Source organism: SAR324 cluster bacterium (assembly GCA_015232315.1).
Lineage (GTDB): Bacteria > SAR324 > SAR324 > SAR324 > NAC60-12 > JADFZZ01.
Genome location: JADFZZ010000040.1, coordinates 19,185 through 33,718, shown reverse-complemented (window position 1 = coordinate 33,718; position 14,534 = coordinate 19,185). Strand labels below are relative to the sequence as shown.

Genomic DNA, 14,534 nt, shown 5'->3' with positions numbered 1-14,534 from the left:
AAAATCGGCAATTCCAGCCACAGGCAGGGTAATGCGTCCAAGAATCCGGAGCAGATCCTGAATCTGCTTCAGCAAAGTTCGCAGATCTTCACACAGAATAAAATTGTCCTGAAATTCGTCAATGGCATCGTAACGCTGTGTGATCGCTTCCATTTCCAGCAGGGGAGTCCGTAGCCACTGCCGCAGGAGTCTGGCACCCATTGCGGTTTGTGTATGATTCAGCACATGATACAGGGTATGCCGTTTTTCTCCGGTATTGCTGTCAAACAGTTCCAGATTGGAAATGGTAATTTCATCCAGAAACATGGCCTCGTCAAAGGTATGTTGCCGGATTGTCATGATGTGTGACAAACCGCATTTCTGGGTTTCGCCAAGATAACGAACCAACGCGCCTGCGGCAGTCAGCGCGATGTCCAGTGACTCTACGCCGAAGCCAGCCAGATTCAGCGTCTGAAACTGGTCTTTCAACAGGGACATTCCTGATTCCGCGTCAAAATAAAACGGTTCCAGAAAACTGAACAGATGGGACGAACCATTGCGGAAGGACAAACTTTGTACACGTTCCTGAAGTTGTTCAAAAAACCGGGATTCCTGTTCGGAACGGCTGTGTGGAAGCAGAATTTCCTGAGGATGCAACTGATATAAAAAATCATACACCTGAAGGAGATTATCCAGAGAAAATTCAGCAACTTCAAATTCACCAGTGGAGACGTCCACAAAGGCCATTCCAACGATTTTTCTGGGAAGGACAACCCTCAAGGCCAGCAAATAATGATTCTGGTCCGGTGGAAGCAACTGGGGAGAAACGGTGGTACCCGGTGTAACAATCCGAACCACTTCACGGGATACAAGCCCCTTGGCCAGGGCAGGATCTTCTGTTTGTTCCAGATTGCGACTTTGTATCCCGCGGCTGAAAGCTTGTTGAGATATTGTTCATAGGCATGATATGGCACCCCGCACATGGGAACAGAATTGGCACTGTTCTTGTTGCGTGAGGTGAGCGCGATCTGAAGCACTTTCGCCGCGACGACCGCGTCTTCGCCGAACATCTCATAAAAATCACCCATACGATAAAACAGAATTTTATCCTGATGCTCTTTTTTGATGGAATAAAACTGACGCATCATCGGGGTGTGATTGTCATTATCCATTCATGACTCCTGAATTATAAATGCTGGCTTTTTGAAAAATCACTTTGAAAAAGTACTGTATTTCTTGAGTATTTCCGCCAGTTGTTCTGCGCCTCCGGAGGGCAGAAGTTCATTCAACTTCCGGCCTTTGGTTCCAGCCTGGTGTTGTTCCATAAATTCAATCCAGCCTGATTCTTCAAGATCAATATAGTGTTGCTGTTTCCAGTAGTAACAGCCGCCATGGTCCGCAACGATCCCGGCATTCTGTTCCTGGTGAGTTCCCGGCATGGGAATCAGAATGGCGTCTTTGGAAAGTTGTGCCAGTTCGCCGATAATTCCAAGTCCGGCACGAGTGATGACCAGATCGCTTCGGGCAATGAGGTCGCCCATCCCCTCATGGACAAAGGACAGGGGATGATAATCTTCATGCTGGAACGTGGGTTTGTAAAGAGAGCCTGTCAGATGCACCACCTGAAATGTTTTCAACCAGAAAGAAAGCAATCGTTCGGTAGCCTGGTTGAGTTTCAACGCACCCAATCCTCCGCCCGTGATCAGCAGAACCGGTTTGTCGGGTTTCAACCCGAACTGTATATTGGCACGATCCGCATTGGCCTCCACAATTTCCTTCCGGACAACCGGACCAATTTTAATTTTATGCCTGATGTTGAAATGTCCGGCAGAGACATCAAACAAATAGGTCAGCACCTGACTCACAGGCGCCATCAAACGATTGGCCAGCCCAGGTTTGACATCCATTTGAAAAATAACATGCGGAATTCTGAGAACCCATGCCGCATAAGCCACAGGGACACTCACGAAACTTCCTGCGGAAATAACCACATGGGGTTTGAATTGCCAGAGTAGTTTGAAGCTGAGAAAAAAGGCTCCCAGGATTTTGAATGGATCAATAAAGTTCTGCACGCTCCAGTAACGTCGGAGTTTGCCGGACGGCAACGCCTGAAACGGAATGCAGGCTTTTTCTACCATGGCACGTTCAGGTCCGTCATGACTGCCAAAAAACAGTCCCCGGATTGAGGTGCCCGGACTTTCCTGAAGCGAAGCATACACTGCCAATAATGGAGTTGTCGGACCACCTGACCCGCCGCCTGTCAATAAAATACGAAATTCAGACATAATTCCTCAATGTTGGAAAAGGTTTCAACTTCCAGTGTGTTTGGTCGAAATGATTGTGCTACCGGGGAAGGCTTTCAGAATATTCTGAACTTGTTCCGAAGATTCCGCCTCCTGGTTCATTTTCAGAATATTTTTCTGGTAATGATAATCCTGTGCTTCTTTAACGGTCAAGACACTCGATTTGAGGGGCTTTTCAGTCAAATGAACCTTCACATCGCGTTTCAGAAAATTCTGAATGAGGCGTGCGACCTGAAACTGGTGTTCTTTGGAAAACATGGGGATCTGTGCGGCATATTTTTCTTTGAAACCATACACGACTTCCATTTCAGACATGGTAACAAGCACCGTACTTTTGAGAAATGCGCCCAGAGAGTGTGAGGTCTGTTGCAGAGCATTCACCAGTTTGATCCACTCTTCCGGAGGCATTTCCGGCTCTGCTTCCGGTTCGGCGACAACGTCAGAAAAAGATTCGGCAGGCGTCGAAATCCGGGCAGAAACAGTCTCCGATTTGGTCAAATCAGACTTCAGTTCACTTTTTTTTTTATCAACCTCAATGGAATTTGCCGGAGAACCGGTATTTCCTGAGGAATAACGAACAGGGGCTGTTTGCGGAGGCGGTGGCCCCGACGTTTTTCCCTGCTGAAGGAAGGCCTTGATTGAGGCTGCGGAGGCGGCTGTCTCAGTGGTTCTGACAGAGGACTCTCTGGGCGGTTCCGGTAGAGGAGGTACTTCTCTTGGTGGTGGAACAAATGTTTCCGCAGGGCGTGAGGGCTGTGAATGAGAAGGCGTTGGAGTATTGTTTGCCGCGGATTTTTGAGGAATGGATCCAGACGCGGTGAGGGTTTGCACCTGTTCCAGCAGTTCACGGATCCCCACCAGAGATTGTACACTGGTGATTTTCAGGATCGCCATTTCAAAGCATATCTGGGCATGACTGCTCTGCCTCATGGTTTCTTCAAGTTCCAGCAGGATGTGAAATATTTGCTGAAGCTCATCGGGCTTGACCAGTTTTCCCAGTTCCTGATACCGCTGTTTTTCAGAATCAGTCAGATCCTGAAACAGGGTGGGGGGAAGTCCCAGGCTCTGAATCAAGGAAATATTTTTGACCGCGACAAGAAGATCCGTTAGAACATCCTGCAAATGGTTTCCGTGTTCCTGCAATCCATAAAAGCCCTCCATCGCTTCAGTGGATTGTTTCCTCAGCAATGTTTCCAGCAGTTTCATGCGGGATTCATTGTCAATCATTCCCAGCAAACGGGCCACTTCTTCATCACTGGCCGTTCCTCCAGCATAGCCGATCACCTGATCCAGTGCGGTCAGGGCATCCCGCATACCGCCGATGGATTGCCGGGAAATCATTTCCAGCGCATGGCGTGAAAGCTGGATTCCTTCCTGTTCACAGACCTGCGCCAGATAATCCGCCATTTTTTTCAGGGGAATTCTGATAAAATCATAGCGCTGGCAACGTGAAAGGACCGTTTGCGGAATTTTGTGAGGATCCGTGGTGGCCAGAATGAATTTCACATGGGGCGGAGGTTCTTCAAGCGTTTTGAGCAAGGCGTTGAAAGACTCCATGGTCAGCATGTGAGCTTCATCGATAATGTAAATTTTGTATCGGCAATGGGCTGGTGCGTATTTGACATTTTCCCGGAGTTCCCGGATTTCATCAATCCGCCGGTTGGAGGCCGCGTCAATTTCATACACGTCAGGAGACGCGTTGTTGTGGATATCCACACAATTGTTGCATTGATTGCAGGGGTCTGAACCTTGAGGAGAAAGGCAATTCAGCGCTTTGGCCAGGATTCGGGCGCAACTGGTTTTTCCAACACCACGGGAACCTGAAAATAAAAAGGCATGGGCCACCCGATCCGCGGCAATGGCGTTCTTTAAAATTCGGGCAATGGTTTCCTGTCCTGTCAGATCATCAAACCGGGTAGGTCGCAATTTGCGGGCCAGAACAACGTAAGACATGAGAGGCTTTGCTGGTTGGGAGGATCATGGGAGACCAGGTTTCACGGCACATCTACGATTCCTTAGTGCTGCTTCCGCTAGGACCTGACACGGTTCGAAATTTTCAATTGCGCAAAACCCGGCCATCAATAGTCATGACAACGAGGTCTGAACAGACGACAGGGTTGGCGGAAAGGGGGGGATTCGAACCCCCGGTATTGTTACATACACACGCTTTCCAGGCGTGCTCCTTAAACCACTCGGACACCTTTCCCTCAATCTGTTTCTGCAAAAGAGGGGTATATTTAGCCGAGGGGTTTCGGGATTGCAAGTCTTTTTAGGGAGCGTCCTGATTCTGGGTCAGCGGCAGGGAAATATCAAAGCCAACAACTTTTCCATTTTCCCGATAAAAGGCCAGTGCCCCCCGGTGTGTTTCAATAATTTTTTTGGCATACAGCAAATCCAGTCCGTATTCTTCAGAGGATGTCATGGCACGTTTCAGGAATGCCTGCATTTCCTCATCGTCTGGAAGTTGCCAGTCGGTGTCGCCCACCAGAGCGACCCCCAGTGTTTCGTGAGGGATATTATAGGTCTGGTTGTGATTTTGCCGGATGATGATTTTGATGGTTTCTTCCTGACTCATGCGTGAAAACTCGCGCAACAACACCATGATCGCATTCTGAAATAATTCCTGGTCCAGATCCGATGCCGGCGCAAAATGGGGGGACGCAAACAGTTTTACCGTTTTCCCCCGCTCGCCGAGTGATTTGGCCAACGCCCGGAAAAACGGCAGAATTTCCACCCTTTTTTTAACCGGAGTCAGATTCTGGTCCAGTTGATTGGACTGCGTATGGATGGACTGAACATTCTTCATCATGGAAAACGCCAGATTTTTGCATTGTTGCAACGCTTTTGCCACTTCAGGGTCTTTCACCCGATTGATTAATTGTTCCAGATTGTTGTTGATGGTGGAAAAGGGGCTTTCCAGTTTTTCTGTTATATGTGAAACCAGACTGGCCCGATGTTGCAACTCCACTTGTTGTTCCTGAAGTTTAGCGATCTGCTCCCGTTTGATTTGCAATTGAACCATCTGCTGTTCCTGATCCGGCGAATTGTCGGATGCTTCAATTTTATGAATTTGTGTTTTGGGAGAGGCTTCATGTTGGGAAAGTTGGCGTCTCAAGGCCGCAAGTTGCTGCTCCAGGTCATTGATAATCTGATCCGATTCATCGGGCAGTGACTTTTCTGATGCTTCAACTTGTAATGCGAGGGTAGAAGTTGTTATAGTTTTTTCGGTCATATGCTTAAATATCCATAGTGTCTTGAATCCAGAAAGACATTATTGCCACAAAGGATTTATGAATTTTGCTTTTCAGGTTGTCACCATCTGGGATCTGTTCCGACTGAGCCTGCGTATTTATGTCACTCATTTCGTTCCTGTCACACTCATGACGGCCCTGATGCTGGCTCCATGCATCATCCTTGGCGTTTCAGGATTTTTCGGTCCTGAAATGATTGTGTTTTTTTTATCAGAACGCATGATCGAAGCCGTCATGACATTGGGCATAATCGCCCTGGGTCTTCGACCGGTTTTCCCTGTAACCCGGTTGTTTCAAACGATGAAAAGCTCCCTGTTTTTCAGTTCCATGCACATTGCGATTATTCAGTATCTGATTTTCGCCACCGGAATGATGGGGCTGTTTGTGAGTTCATTCCCGATTAATGTGGTTATTGTGACTCTCTGGATCAGCAGTATTATATTTTTTTCGCTGGCGCAACCCATCTTTATCACAGAAGGACTACGGAGTTTTCAGGCACTGAACCGCAGTCTTCAAATCATTCGCCCATTGTTTGCCCGTGTTTTTTTAATTGTCATGGTGATCAAATTTTTGCAGGTGGTGTTGCCCACACTCATGACGCTGATTCTATTGCCTGAAAACGCGATACCTGTTGCGGAAAACCCCGACGAAATGATGAAAGCGCTCACAGAATTTTTACAGAATCCTGACGTGCTCTGGAGCATCCGCTTGTCTCAATATACCACATCTTTGTTTCTTGCGCCCTTCTCCGCCATCGTGTTCAGTTTGCTTTGTCTGAATCTGTTGAATATTCAAGGACAGCTAAACATGGAGCGTTTTATCAGGATTGGTACGTTTCTCCAGGGCCTTGACCTGCCGCCTGAATCTCCTGACGCGTCACAGGAATCCGCCAGTGACAATTCTGAACAATCCTGAGCAAAAAAAATTATGAAAATCATTTCCGCTGAATTGTTGCAAGGGGCAGCAAACGCCTCTCAGTTCCCTGTCAACCGGTTTCATGAAATCGCGTTTGCCGGGAAATCAAACGTAGGTAAATCCACACTGATCAATTCATTGCTGAACCGGAAAAACCTCGTAAAAACCAGTTCGACTCCGGGAAAGACCCAGCAGATCAACTTCTTTCTGATCAATCAGGCACATGTGTTTGTGGATCTGCCAGGCTATGGCTTCGCAAAGGTTCCGGCATCGGTCAAAAAACAGTGGCAGGCACTGATTGAAATCTATCTTTCAACACGGGTTCCGTTACGCGGGATTGTGTTGATCATTGATGTGCGTCATGGTCCCACTGAACTGGACTTGCAGATGAAACACTGGCTCGACCATTATCAGCGACCTGTGCTGGTGGTGGCAAACAAAATTGACAAGCTCAAGTCAGGTCAGCGTGTCAAACATTTGAAACAAATCCAGCAGGATATGCAGTTGCCGGAATTACCCATTCCACATTCTTCACTGGAAAATATCGGAAAAAAAGAAATCTGGTCCCATCTTTCCAAATGGCTCAGGCCGGACAATGATCCCGACCTGAGTTGACCAATGTATTACAGTTTTGAATTAGGTATTTCGGCTTGAGCAAAAAAGTGAGCAATTTCAACTTTTGCTGTTTCCGGAGCATCTGAACCGTGTACGGTATTTTCTCCCAGACTGAGTGCGAAATCTTTCCGGATGGTTCCTGGGGCCGCATTTGCGGGGTTGGTGGCACCCATCAATTCCCGATTTTTCGCAATGGCGTTTTCACCTTCCAGGATCATCACCACTACAGGCGCGGCAGACATCATTTCAGTGAGTTCCTGAAAAAAAGGCCGTGCCTTGTGTACCGCGTAAAATCCTTCTGCCTGTTTCAGGGACATATGAATCATTTTCATTGCGGCGATTCTTAAGCCGTTTGCTTCAAAACGTTTCACAATTTCACCAATCAGGTTGCGTGCGACTCCATCCGGCTTGATAATGGATAATGTTTGTTCAATTGCCATGGTTTTCCTCAAAATAAAGGTTAAGCATTGTTAAATTGATAAAAAACTCCCCTGAGAGAACAGGACGATTGTCCTGATTCTCAGGTCAGATCGCAGAAATTTTTCAATAACCGCAATCCTGCATCCTGGCTCTTTTCAGGATGAAACTGCACGCCCCACACATTATCCTGCCGGACCACTGATGAAAACTGTACGCCATAGTCTGTATGCGCCAGAACATTGGCTTCGTTTTCCGGCAAAAAATGATAGGAGTGAACAAAATAAAAATAGCTGTGGTCAGGAATATCCTGAAACAAAAGATCCGGTTTGACACGGTGTACCTGGTTCCAGCCCATTTGTGGGATTTTGAGTTCATGACGGAAACGGACCACTTTGCCTTTCAATAGTCCCAGCCCTTCGTGAATTCCATCTTCCTCACTTTCTTCAAACAGCAACTGCGCACCCACACAGATTCCCAGAAAAGGTTTGCCGGCAGCAACGCTTTCCCTGATCGCCTCAAGCATTCCGGACTGTTTCAGATTGTTCCTTGCCGCGCCAAAGGCACCAACGCCTGGAAATAAAATCCGGTCGGCTTTTCGAACAGATTCCGGATCTGTCACGATGTCGTTGGGGATGTCCAGGAAATCAAGGGCATTTTTCAGATTCAGCAGATTTCCAGCTTTGTAATCAATAATGACATTCATACAGGTATCCTCAAAATTTCTAATCCATCCACCCTTTGGTGGAAGCCACACTCCCCGAATCGCTCCGGGCAACGGCATCTCTCAACGATCGGGCCAGTGCCTTGAACAGTGCCTCACATTTGTGATGGTCATTCTGTCCGTAAAGAATACTCATGTGCAGGGTGCTTTTCGACGCAATGGCAAATGATTTAAAAAAATGAGGAATCATCTGGGTTTGCAATTCGCCCAGGGCTGGTGTGGAAAATTGTCCGTCAAACACAAAATCCGGACGTCCTGACAGGTCAATCACCGCACGCGCCAGTGTTTCATCCATGGGAACATAAGCATGAGCATAACGCCGGATTCCTTTTCTGTCTCCCAATGCCTGTAACAATGCCTGTCCCAGAGAAATGCCGATATCCTCAACCGTATGATGGCAATCAATGTGGGTATCTCCAGTGGCTTTGACCGTCAGATCAAAACCTCCGTGAAATCCCAGTTGATCCAGCATGTGATTGAGAAAGCCGATGGGCGTTTCCAGTTTTGTTTTACCTTCACCATCCAGGTCTATGCGAAGTTCCACCCGTGTTTCACGGGTTTCGCGCAAGATTTCAGCCTCTCGTTTCATTATTTTCCTTGTCATGCGGCACAGCTCACTGAGCAGGCCTGGAGGTTTACCGTCATTCGCTATCGGGGAATATTCCGCAGGAAGCATTTTTGATAGAAATTGAATTTCATGATTCACCTTCAAAAACGCGATTGAGGGTAAGGGTATGCCATGATTTTCAGGTGAAGGGCAAGAGGAAAGTCAAGGGGAAGCGCTTGCCTGCCGCCAGACATTAACCAAGAATATCTTTTCCCAGAGCATAGGCACCAGCAAGAATCAGACGGACCTTTTTGATCATGCGTTCAATTTCATATTTTTTGTCTTCTTCAGGGAGATCCAGTGCCGCGATGCCGTCATGCATGACATTGAGCACAACCATTTCCGCAACGAGCGGGATGTCATTCATGGGAAAATTCTTTTTTTGACAAATAAATTCCAGTTCATGAACAATAAAATCAATGAATCGCTGCGTTTTTTTAGAAATAGCTTTACGAAGGATTTCGTTACTACCGGTTCTTTCCTGAAGAAACAGTCGAAACAGTGTTTCATGTTCATGCAGATAGTCCATAAAAGCGCTGATTTCTGTGCGTGCCAATCGATTCAGAATTTCGATCAAAGTCTCCTGTTTGGTTTGATCCCGATTATGGTCTGCCCGTTCCCGGACAATGGTCAGATACTCGCGCAATGAGACTTCCACTTCTTCAATCAATTCCAGTCCAAGTTCATCAACATCCCGGAAAAACCGGTAAAATGACGTTGGCGCAATTCCTCCGGCTCTGGCAACAGAACGAAGGCTCAAATTGGCAAAACCTTCGTCTGCAATCAGTTGCAGTGCGGCATCCATGAGCATTTTTTTTGTTTTATCTTTTTGCTCCCGGACTTCTTTTTTGGATGGCATAGCTGTTACTCCTGTTCTGAAAGAATCGATTGAAATGTATCCGATGTATAAAATTCGCTCAAGTGTCGGCGGATTCGCTGTTCGAGAAAGCCTTGCCGGTCGGCTTCCTGAATGAGGGGAACCACCAGCAGTAATACTGCGTCCAGCAACAAGTCACGGGTTATCGAAACATCTTCGAGCAACACTGCGGCAGGTTTGTCTCCATATTTGTAATACAGAAACTCAATAATTTTTGAGTAAGTTTTGTAAAAATAGTGGGTTTCCCTGAAATTGAGCCAGAATTCATAACCAAATACCAGAAAATCCTCCAGGTCTTCACAGGAGATCTGCCCGTAATAAGTTGAGAGTTTTTCCTTGAACACATCATCAAAAATTTCACGTCCCTGATCCATGATAAATTCTTTTCCCAGCGCGTCTTCCAAATATTTTTCACTGAGTTGAATGATTCGATTGAGATTCTTCTCTACAAAATCGCGGATATGCACTTCCAGAGCGGTTTCCATCTGCAGAAAATTTTTTCCCAGTCTAGCCCCTGTTTTTTTGACAAAACCAGAAAGTCCGGGCACTTTTTGCATCAGAATATTGTCTGAAAGCAGATATTCCTTGATTCCATGAAACAGCAAACCGGAAACCAGCCGGGAATAGCCGGAAGTAAGAACTTTCTTTTCAATGGGAGCCATCAAGTTCCCTTTGAGGTGAATGGCAAATTCAATAATCATTTCCCAGAGGTGCCTGGGAAAAATGTCTTCCAGCGTGGTTTCGGTGCTGACAGGTGCGGTAAGAACCGTTCGGCTCATCTCACCGGCAATATCCATAACGCCTCCGGCAATATCCAGTTCCACCACATAACGTTTCATTATGTCCAGTACCTGCGGCTCCGACAGAACCTTGTTCAGTGGTTGTTCCCAAAGCCAGTCGAGCCAGATGGTGAATTCATCATGAAGCCATTGTTCCAGGGCATCTCCACGCCATTGATTGAGAAGATGCCTTACATGGGCTTCCATGATTTTCCGGGTTTTTGCGGTCACAAATTCTCCTTGTCAAATAAACGGTGAGATCCTCTCTATGGCAACAGAATATTTCAGGTTCATACAGCGTATTATACCCCTTTTCAAACCTCTTAAAATGTTTTCATTCAAATGTCAAAATTCGTAAGCTTCGTCTGTTGGTGATTCATTTTTTTGTCAAGTGACAAGCCCCTTAGAAATGGCAAAAGAATAAGTTGTAAAAGATGGAACGGTTACAAACGGGACGTTCGTAACCAGAAAGTTTTCCCTGTAATTTTTTGAGCGTTCCTAAATAAAATTGATTTGTGATCGTGAGAGGACAGGGTCTGCTCTTTATAAGCAGTTAATAGCGCATGAAAACAAGCCCATACCATTTAAAGATGGCATGACAAAACCGTTGATCTGTTCCTTTTACATTATTTTTGTTCAGAAAGAAATTGACGACTTCCGAGAAAATCATTATTAATGAAGCACTCTCAATACAGCAGGATGCTTGATGATAATAACGGGGAGGCATAGCACAGGATGTACTGTGACTTATTATCAGGGCAGGATACGCCAAAGCATGGAGAAGTGTGTTTATGAATCCGCGGCAAGACAGTAAAAAAAAGTTGTTCAATATTCCTGTTCTCAGGGAACGTACCGGTAAAATCATTAAAGAAGCCGGAAATATCACCTACAAAACCTTTCAGGTTCCTCAAGCGTTTATTCCGTTAACCCAGCTTCTGGGCAAGGAAGACAACATCAGTCAGCAACAGTTGTCTGGTGTCCTTGACAAAGTCTTTGCGGTGCTTTACGCGCATCCATTGACCCATCAAACCCGGAAAATGACATCCTATCTGAGGCAACAAAGTATTCTGCCCAATGAGGAAACAACGGAAAACCTTATCCGGTATGTCCTCAATCAGACCATTGCCCGCAGTCCAGTTCCGGTTCCGGAAGCAATTATCAATGAATTCTGGAGTTTTTTTCACGAGTTGTTCAGTGCGCCGGAACTCCGTGGACTCATGGAACTCAACCTGGATATTGTGCGTCTGGTATTGAAAACCTATGAGCCGTTGCTTGTGGAATTGATCAATCTCCTCAAGGAAACCAGACGGATCAATCAGGCCAAGATCAATGAACTCATCACCCGGGTTCAGGTAATTCGGGGCGATATTCATATTATCCGCAGGCAGATCAAGGCCTTACGCTATATCAAGCCGTTCTTTCAGGCAGATCCCAGAGATTTTCACACGCAGGCCCAGATCGTAGCCCGAATGGTGCGGGAGTTTGGACCATTCTTTATCAAAATGGCACAGGTCGCAGCGGCCAATTCAGACTTTCTGCCTCAGGAAATCGCTCAGGAACTGCTGGTTTTTCAGGAAGATGTGCCGCCAATGAGCGCTCGTGAAGTTCTGGATGCCTTTGAGGAATGCTACGGCAAAAGTCCCTACGAATGTTATTTCGGCTTTGATACTGAACGTCCCATCAAATCAGGCTCAATCGGTTCTGTGTATCTGGCCAAAAAACCCTGTGTGGTGGATGGAAAAGAAGTGCTGATGCCGGTGGTGATTAAAATTGGCCGACATAATCTGGACCGTGAATTTCTGATGGGAAAAACGGTGATCGGCCTGGCGTTGCTCAGCAGTCAGTTCTGGGCGCCACATTCCAAACTGGCGCCATTTCTGGAAGCACTTAGAGATCAGGTGGATGAATTTGTTGAAGGCTTCCAGCAGGAATTGAATTTTGAGGATGAAGCCATCATTCAACGCAGGTTTGCGGAAAGAAGCAAGCAAACCACCATGTGGAAGGTGCCTCAGGTGTATCATGCGACGCACCGGATTATGGAAATGGAATATCTGGAAGGTGCCGTCAGTATCAATCGTGCCATGCAGACTTTTGGTGGTAAAAGTCCCAAATTCGCGCGCGCAATCTCAGAAAGGTTTTTATATACCGTCATGATGCATATGGTGGTTTACAATGAGTTTCATGGGGATCTGCATCCTGGAAATATCATGGTGAACGAAGCCGGTGAACTCTACCTGATTGATTGGGGCAACACCGTGAACATGACTGGAAAATGGAAACCTGTGCTGGAATATGTTTCAGGAGCACTTTCCGCGGATGTGGATAAGCTGACAGATTCGCTGATCAGTTTGAGCACACTTCCTGAAGAAAACCGGATCAGACGGGACGAAATCAGAAGCACTCTGGAAGAAACACTTAAAAAGAAAAATATAAAGCCGTTGGGGAAAAATTTCGCGCAGGAACTGTTGGCGGAAGGCATTGAAGGGCTTCATAAGCGTTTTCAAACCACCATGCAGATGATGTCCAACACACAGCAACTTGGCTTGGTGATTCGGAGTGAATATCTGCATTTATCGCGTTCGGTTTCAGCGATGACAGGGTCTTACGCCAATCTGTATGTCAAGCAACCCAAACATCTGATGGTGACGGATCTGCTGAAGGCGATCAGTCATTTCCCACTGAATTTAATGAAGGACCGCTTTGAAGTCAGAAGAAAACAGTTGAGGGAACAGATCAAGCAAACCATGCCGTTTTCCTTTATTTTTGAAGAAGAAGTTGCTCCGACCACGGAACATGCTCAAGCGAAACCTCCTGAAAAACCCTGGAAACCAACCTCCACCGAACTGGTGGTTTCCAATCCCTCCTGAATCCTGTTGTTGAACTAAGGAATGGCAAAAGAATAAGTTGTAAAAGTTTGCTCGTGCCCTACGTCCCGTGGGGCACGTTATGCGAGATCCTCGAAACGGGTCGTCCCTGCAAAATGGTGGAGGTGAATGACTTCAGTGACTTAGAAAGACCAGTTTTGAACTCAAGTTCCTGCAAAATCAAGGACTGGCGAGGGGCAAAAGTACTTAATTTGAGCTACCTCCACCAGTTTTCAGAGACCACCCACATGTGGCAACAAGCAGGTTACTCGCTCCTAAAAGTCCATGACTGGGATCACCTTGAACGGGCTGGGTTTGGGTCATAACCCGAAGGCATTTCGTTCAAATCCGGTTCATATCATAAAAAGCCAAGTCTGGAAGTTCCTTCAATATCTCAAAAAAATCATCCTCAAAATTTTATTTATCCCATTCCTTATCCCGTAGAATATACTGGACTTTTGCCCTTTGAAAAGGTGAAGAGGATCTCTTGGAAAAAACCTTGAATTTGCGGATCATTCATAGGACTATGCGGCCCCTTTCACACAGACGCTCCTGTAGTTCAAGCGGATAAAACGGTGGTTTCCTAAACCACAACTCTGGGTTCGAGTCCCGGCGGGAGCACCAAGCCATAATTATGCCCTGATACACAGATTTCTTCAATCTGTACTTGTTCTGAATCCAACCTTGCAAAATATGAATCTGAAAGGCATCATTCAACGTGAGACAGAGTAAAAAAATGCCTGTGTTTCAAAAGCGAATCACATGGAGGTGATGATATGACAGAATGACACATAGAGATGTCCAACCTGGGCTTTTCTAACAGTTTCACAAAATTTTTTTCAACGAATATATGAGGAGGTGCTGATGACTGAGGAAAAAAAGAAGAAGAATCTGTTTAAATGGGAAATTTCGATCAATTCGATGGATTCTCTGCATAACCTGTATCAGATGCTGTTGTTTTATTTGAGGGATCATCAAAATTTTGCAGAAAATATTTCATTGATGATCACTCTTGACGAAGATTCGGATACTAATCTGCATGAAGAACTCAAGCATTTTGTAAACACCCGAAAGACCACCTCGTATCTGACGATTGTGACAGAGTCAGAAAAGCCTGCAATTTTCAGGTTTCCTGAAATGGGCAGCGGCATGGAACAGGGATACATTGATCGAAGAAACAGAGGTGATCGATAATCGAATGGA

General features: G+C 46.2%; 12 protein-coding genes, 2 tRNA genes, 1 other RNA gene and 1 pseudogene. 5 read left to right on the top strand and 11 right to left on the bottom strand.

Annotated elements, in window-relative coordinates:
* From HQM11_18760 to HQM11_18735, 6 genes and pseudogenes are all read right to left on the bottom strand, one after another.
* A pseudogene (locus HQM11_18760) lies at positions 1–1,151 on the bottom strand (DNA mismatch repair protein MutS).
* Positions 1,152–1,190: 39 nt separating this feature from the next.
* Entirely contained in the window at positions 1,191–2,264 is a 1,074-nt protein-coding gene (locus tag HQM11_18755; GenBank protein ID MBF0353078.1) for a UDP-N-acetylglucosamine--N-acetylmuramyl-(pentapeptide) pyrophosphoryl-undecaprenol N-acetylglucosamine transferase, read from the bottom strand.
* Positions 2,265–2,288: 24 nt separating this feature from the next.
* A complete protein-coding gene (dnaX, locus tag HQM11_18750; protein ID MBF0353077.1) occupies positions 2,289–4,235 on the bottom strand; it encodes a DNA polymerase III subunit gamma/tau in 1,947 nt (648 codons plus the stop codon).
* Positions 4,236–4,264: 29 nt separating this feature from the next.
* An RNA gene (gene ffs, locus HQM11_18745) (signal recognition particle sRNA small type) lies at positions 4,265–4,359 on the bottom strand.
* A 41-nt stretch (positions 4,360–4,400) separates the two neighbouring features.
* Positions 4,401–4,488, bottom strand: a tRNA-Ser gene (locus tag HQM11_18740).
* Between the two features lie 63 nt (positions 4,489–4,551).
* A complete protein-coding gene (locus tag HQM11_18735; protein ID MBF0353076.1) occupies positions 4,552–5,514 on the bottom strand; it encodes a hypothetical protein in 963 nt (320 codons plus the stop codon).
* 58 nt (positions 5,515–5,572) lie between these two features.
* Between HQM11_18735 and HQM11_18730 the strand changes: the two genes are divergently transcribed.
* Both HQM11_18730 and HQM11_18725 read left to right on the top strand, forming a co-directional pair.
* Positions 5,573–6,448 (top strand): hypothetical protein, encoded by an 876-nt coding sequence (locus tag HQM11_18730; protein ID MBF0353075.1) that lies wholly within the window; start codon positions 5,573–5,575, stop codon positions 6,446–6,448.
* A 12-nt stretch (positions 6,449–6,460) separates the two neighbouring features.
* Positions 6,461–7,063 (top strand): YihA family ribosome biogenesis GTP-binding protein, encoded by a 603-nt coding sequence (locus HQM11_18725; protein ID MBF0353074.1) that lies wholly within the window; start codon positions 6,461–6,463, stop codon positions 7,061–7,063.
* Positions 7,064–7,071: 8 nt separating this feature from the next.
* Here HQM11_18725 and ndk read toward each other — a convergent pair whose 3' ends face one another.
* The 5 genes from ndk to HQM11_18700 all read right to left on the bottom strand — a co-directional run bounded on the left by ndk (position 7,072) and on the right by HQM11_18700 (position 10,698).
* On the bottom strand, positions 7,072–7,503 hold the full coding sequence (gene ndk / locus HQM11_18720; protein ID MBF0353073.1) for a nucleoside-diphosphate kinase: 432 nt from the start codon (positions 7,501–7,503) through the stop codon (positions 7,072–7,074).
* Between the two features lie 80 nt (positions 7,504–7,583).
* Positions 7,584–8,186 (bottom strand): imidazole glycerol phosphate synthase subunit HisH, encoded by a 603-nt coding sequence (gene hisH, locus HQM11_18715; protein MBF0353072.1) that lies wholly within the window; start codon positions 8,184–8,186, stop codon positions 7,584–7,586.
* Positions 8,187–8,205: 19 nt separating this feature from the next.
* The gene (hisB, locus tag HQM11_18710; GenBank protein ID MBF0353071.1) at positions 8,206–8,793 is read right to left on the bottom strand and encodes an imidazoleglycerol-phosphate dehydratase HisB; all 588 of its coding nucleotides are present in this window, start codon (positions 8,791–8,793) and stop codon (positions 8,206–8,208) included.
* Positions 8,794–9,004: 211 nt separating this feature from the next.
* On the bottom strand, positions 9,005–9,670 hold the full coding sequence (gene fabR / locus HQM11_18705; GenBank protein MBF0353070.1) for an HTH-type transcriptional repressor FabR: 666 nt from the start codon (positions 9,668–9,670) through the stop codon (positions 9,005–9,007).
* A gap of 5 nt (positions 9,671–9,675) precedes the next feature.
* Positions 9,676–10,698 carry a hypothetical protein gene (locus HQM11_18700; GenBank protein ID MBF0353069.1) on the bottom strand — a complete coding sequence of 341 codons (1,023 nt, stop codon included), beginning with the start codon at positions 10,696–10,698 and terminating at the stop codon, positions 9,676–9,678.
* 560 nt (positions 10,699–11,258) lie between these two features.
* Between HQM11_18700 and HQM11_18695 the strand changes: the two genes are divergently transcribed.
* From HQM11_18695 to HQM11_18685, 3 genes are all read left to right on the top strand, one after another.
* Positions 11,259–13,334, top strand: a complete 2,076-nt coding sequence (locus HQM11_18695; GenBank protein ID MBF0353068.1) for an AarF/ABC1/UbiB kinase family protein — start codon at positions 11,259–11,261, stop codon at positions 13,332–13,334.
* A 545-nt stretch (positions 13,335–13,879) separates the two neighbouring features.
* Positions 13,880–13,955: transfer RNA gene (locus tag HQM11_18690), tRNA-Arg, on the top strand.
* A 240-nt stretch (positions 13,956–14,195) separates the two neighbouring features.
* Positions 14,196–14,525, top strand: coding sequence for a hypothetical protein (locus tag HQM11_18685; GenBank protein MBF0353067.1), 330 nt, complete (start codon positions 14,196–14,198; stop codon positions 14,523–14,525).
* Positions 14,526–14,534: the final 9 nt, after the last annotated feature.

What these genes read in the sequence shown, in the direction of transcription:
- HQM11_18755 (MBF0353078.1), bottom strand. Translation starts at nt 2,264, where the DNA reads ATGTCTGAATTTCGTATTTTATTGACAGGCGGCGGGTCAGGTGGTCCG.
- dnaX (MBF0353077.1), bottom strand. Translation starts at nt 4,235, where the DNA reads ATGTCTTACGTTGTTCTGGCCCGCAAATTGCGACCTACCCGGTTTGAT.
- HQM11_18735 (MBF0353076.1), bottom strand. Translation starts at nt 5,514, where the DNA reads ATGACCGAAAAAACTATAACAACTTCTACCCTCGCATTACAAGTTGAA.
- HQM11_18730 (MBF0353075.1), top strand. Translation starts at nt 5,573, where the DNA reads ATGAATTTTGCTTTTCAGGTTGTCACCATCTGGGATCTGTTCCGACTG.
- HQM11_18725 (MBF0353074.1), top strand. Translation starts at nt 6,461, where the DNA reads ATGAAAATCATTTCCGCTGAATTGTTGCAAGGGGCAGCAAACGCCTCT.
- ndk (MBF0353073.1), bottom strand. Translation starts at nt 7,503, where the DNA reads ATGGCAATTGAACAAACATTATCCATTATCAAGCCGGATGGAGTCGCA.
- hisH (MBF0353072.1), bottom strand. Translation starts at nt 8,186, where the DNA reads ATGAATGTCATTATTGATTACAAAGCTGGAAATCTGCTGAATCTGAAA.
- hisB (MBF0353071.1), bottom strand. Translation starts at nt 8,793, where the DNA reads ATGAAACGAGAGGCTGAAATCTTGCGCGAAACCCGTGAAACACGGGTG.
- fabR (MBF0353070.1), bottom strand. Translation starts at nt 9,670, where the DNA reads ATGCCATCCAAAAAAGAAGTCCGGGAGCAAAAAGATAAAACAAAAAAA.
- HQM11_18695 (MBF0353068.1), top strand. Translation starts at nt 11,259, where the DNA reads ATGAATCCGCGGCAAGACAGTAAAAAAAAGTTGTTCAATATTCCTGTT.
- HQM11_18685 (MBF0353067.1), top strand. Translation starts at nt 14,196, where the DNA reads ATGACTGAGGAAAAAAAGAAGAAGAATCTGTTTAAATGGGAAATTTCG.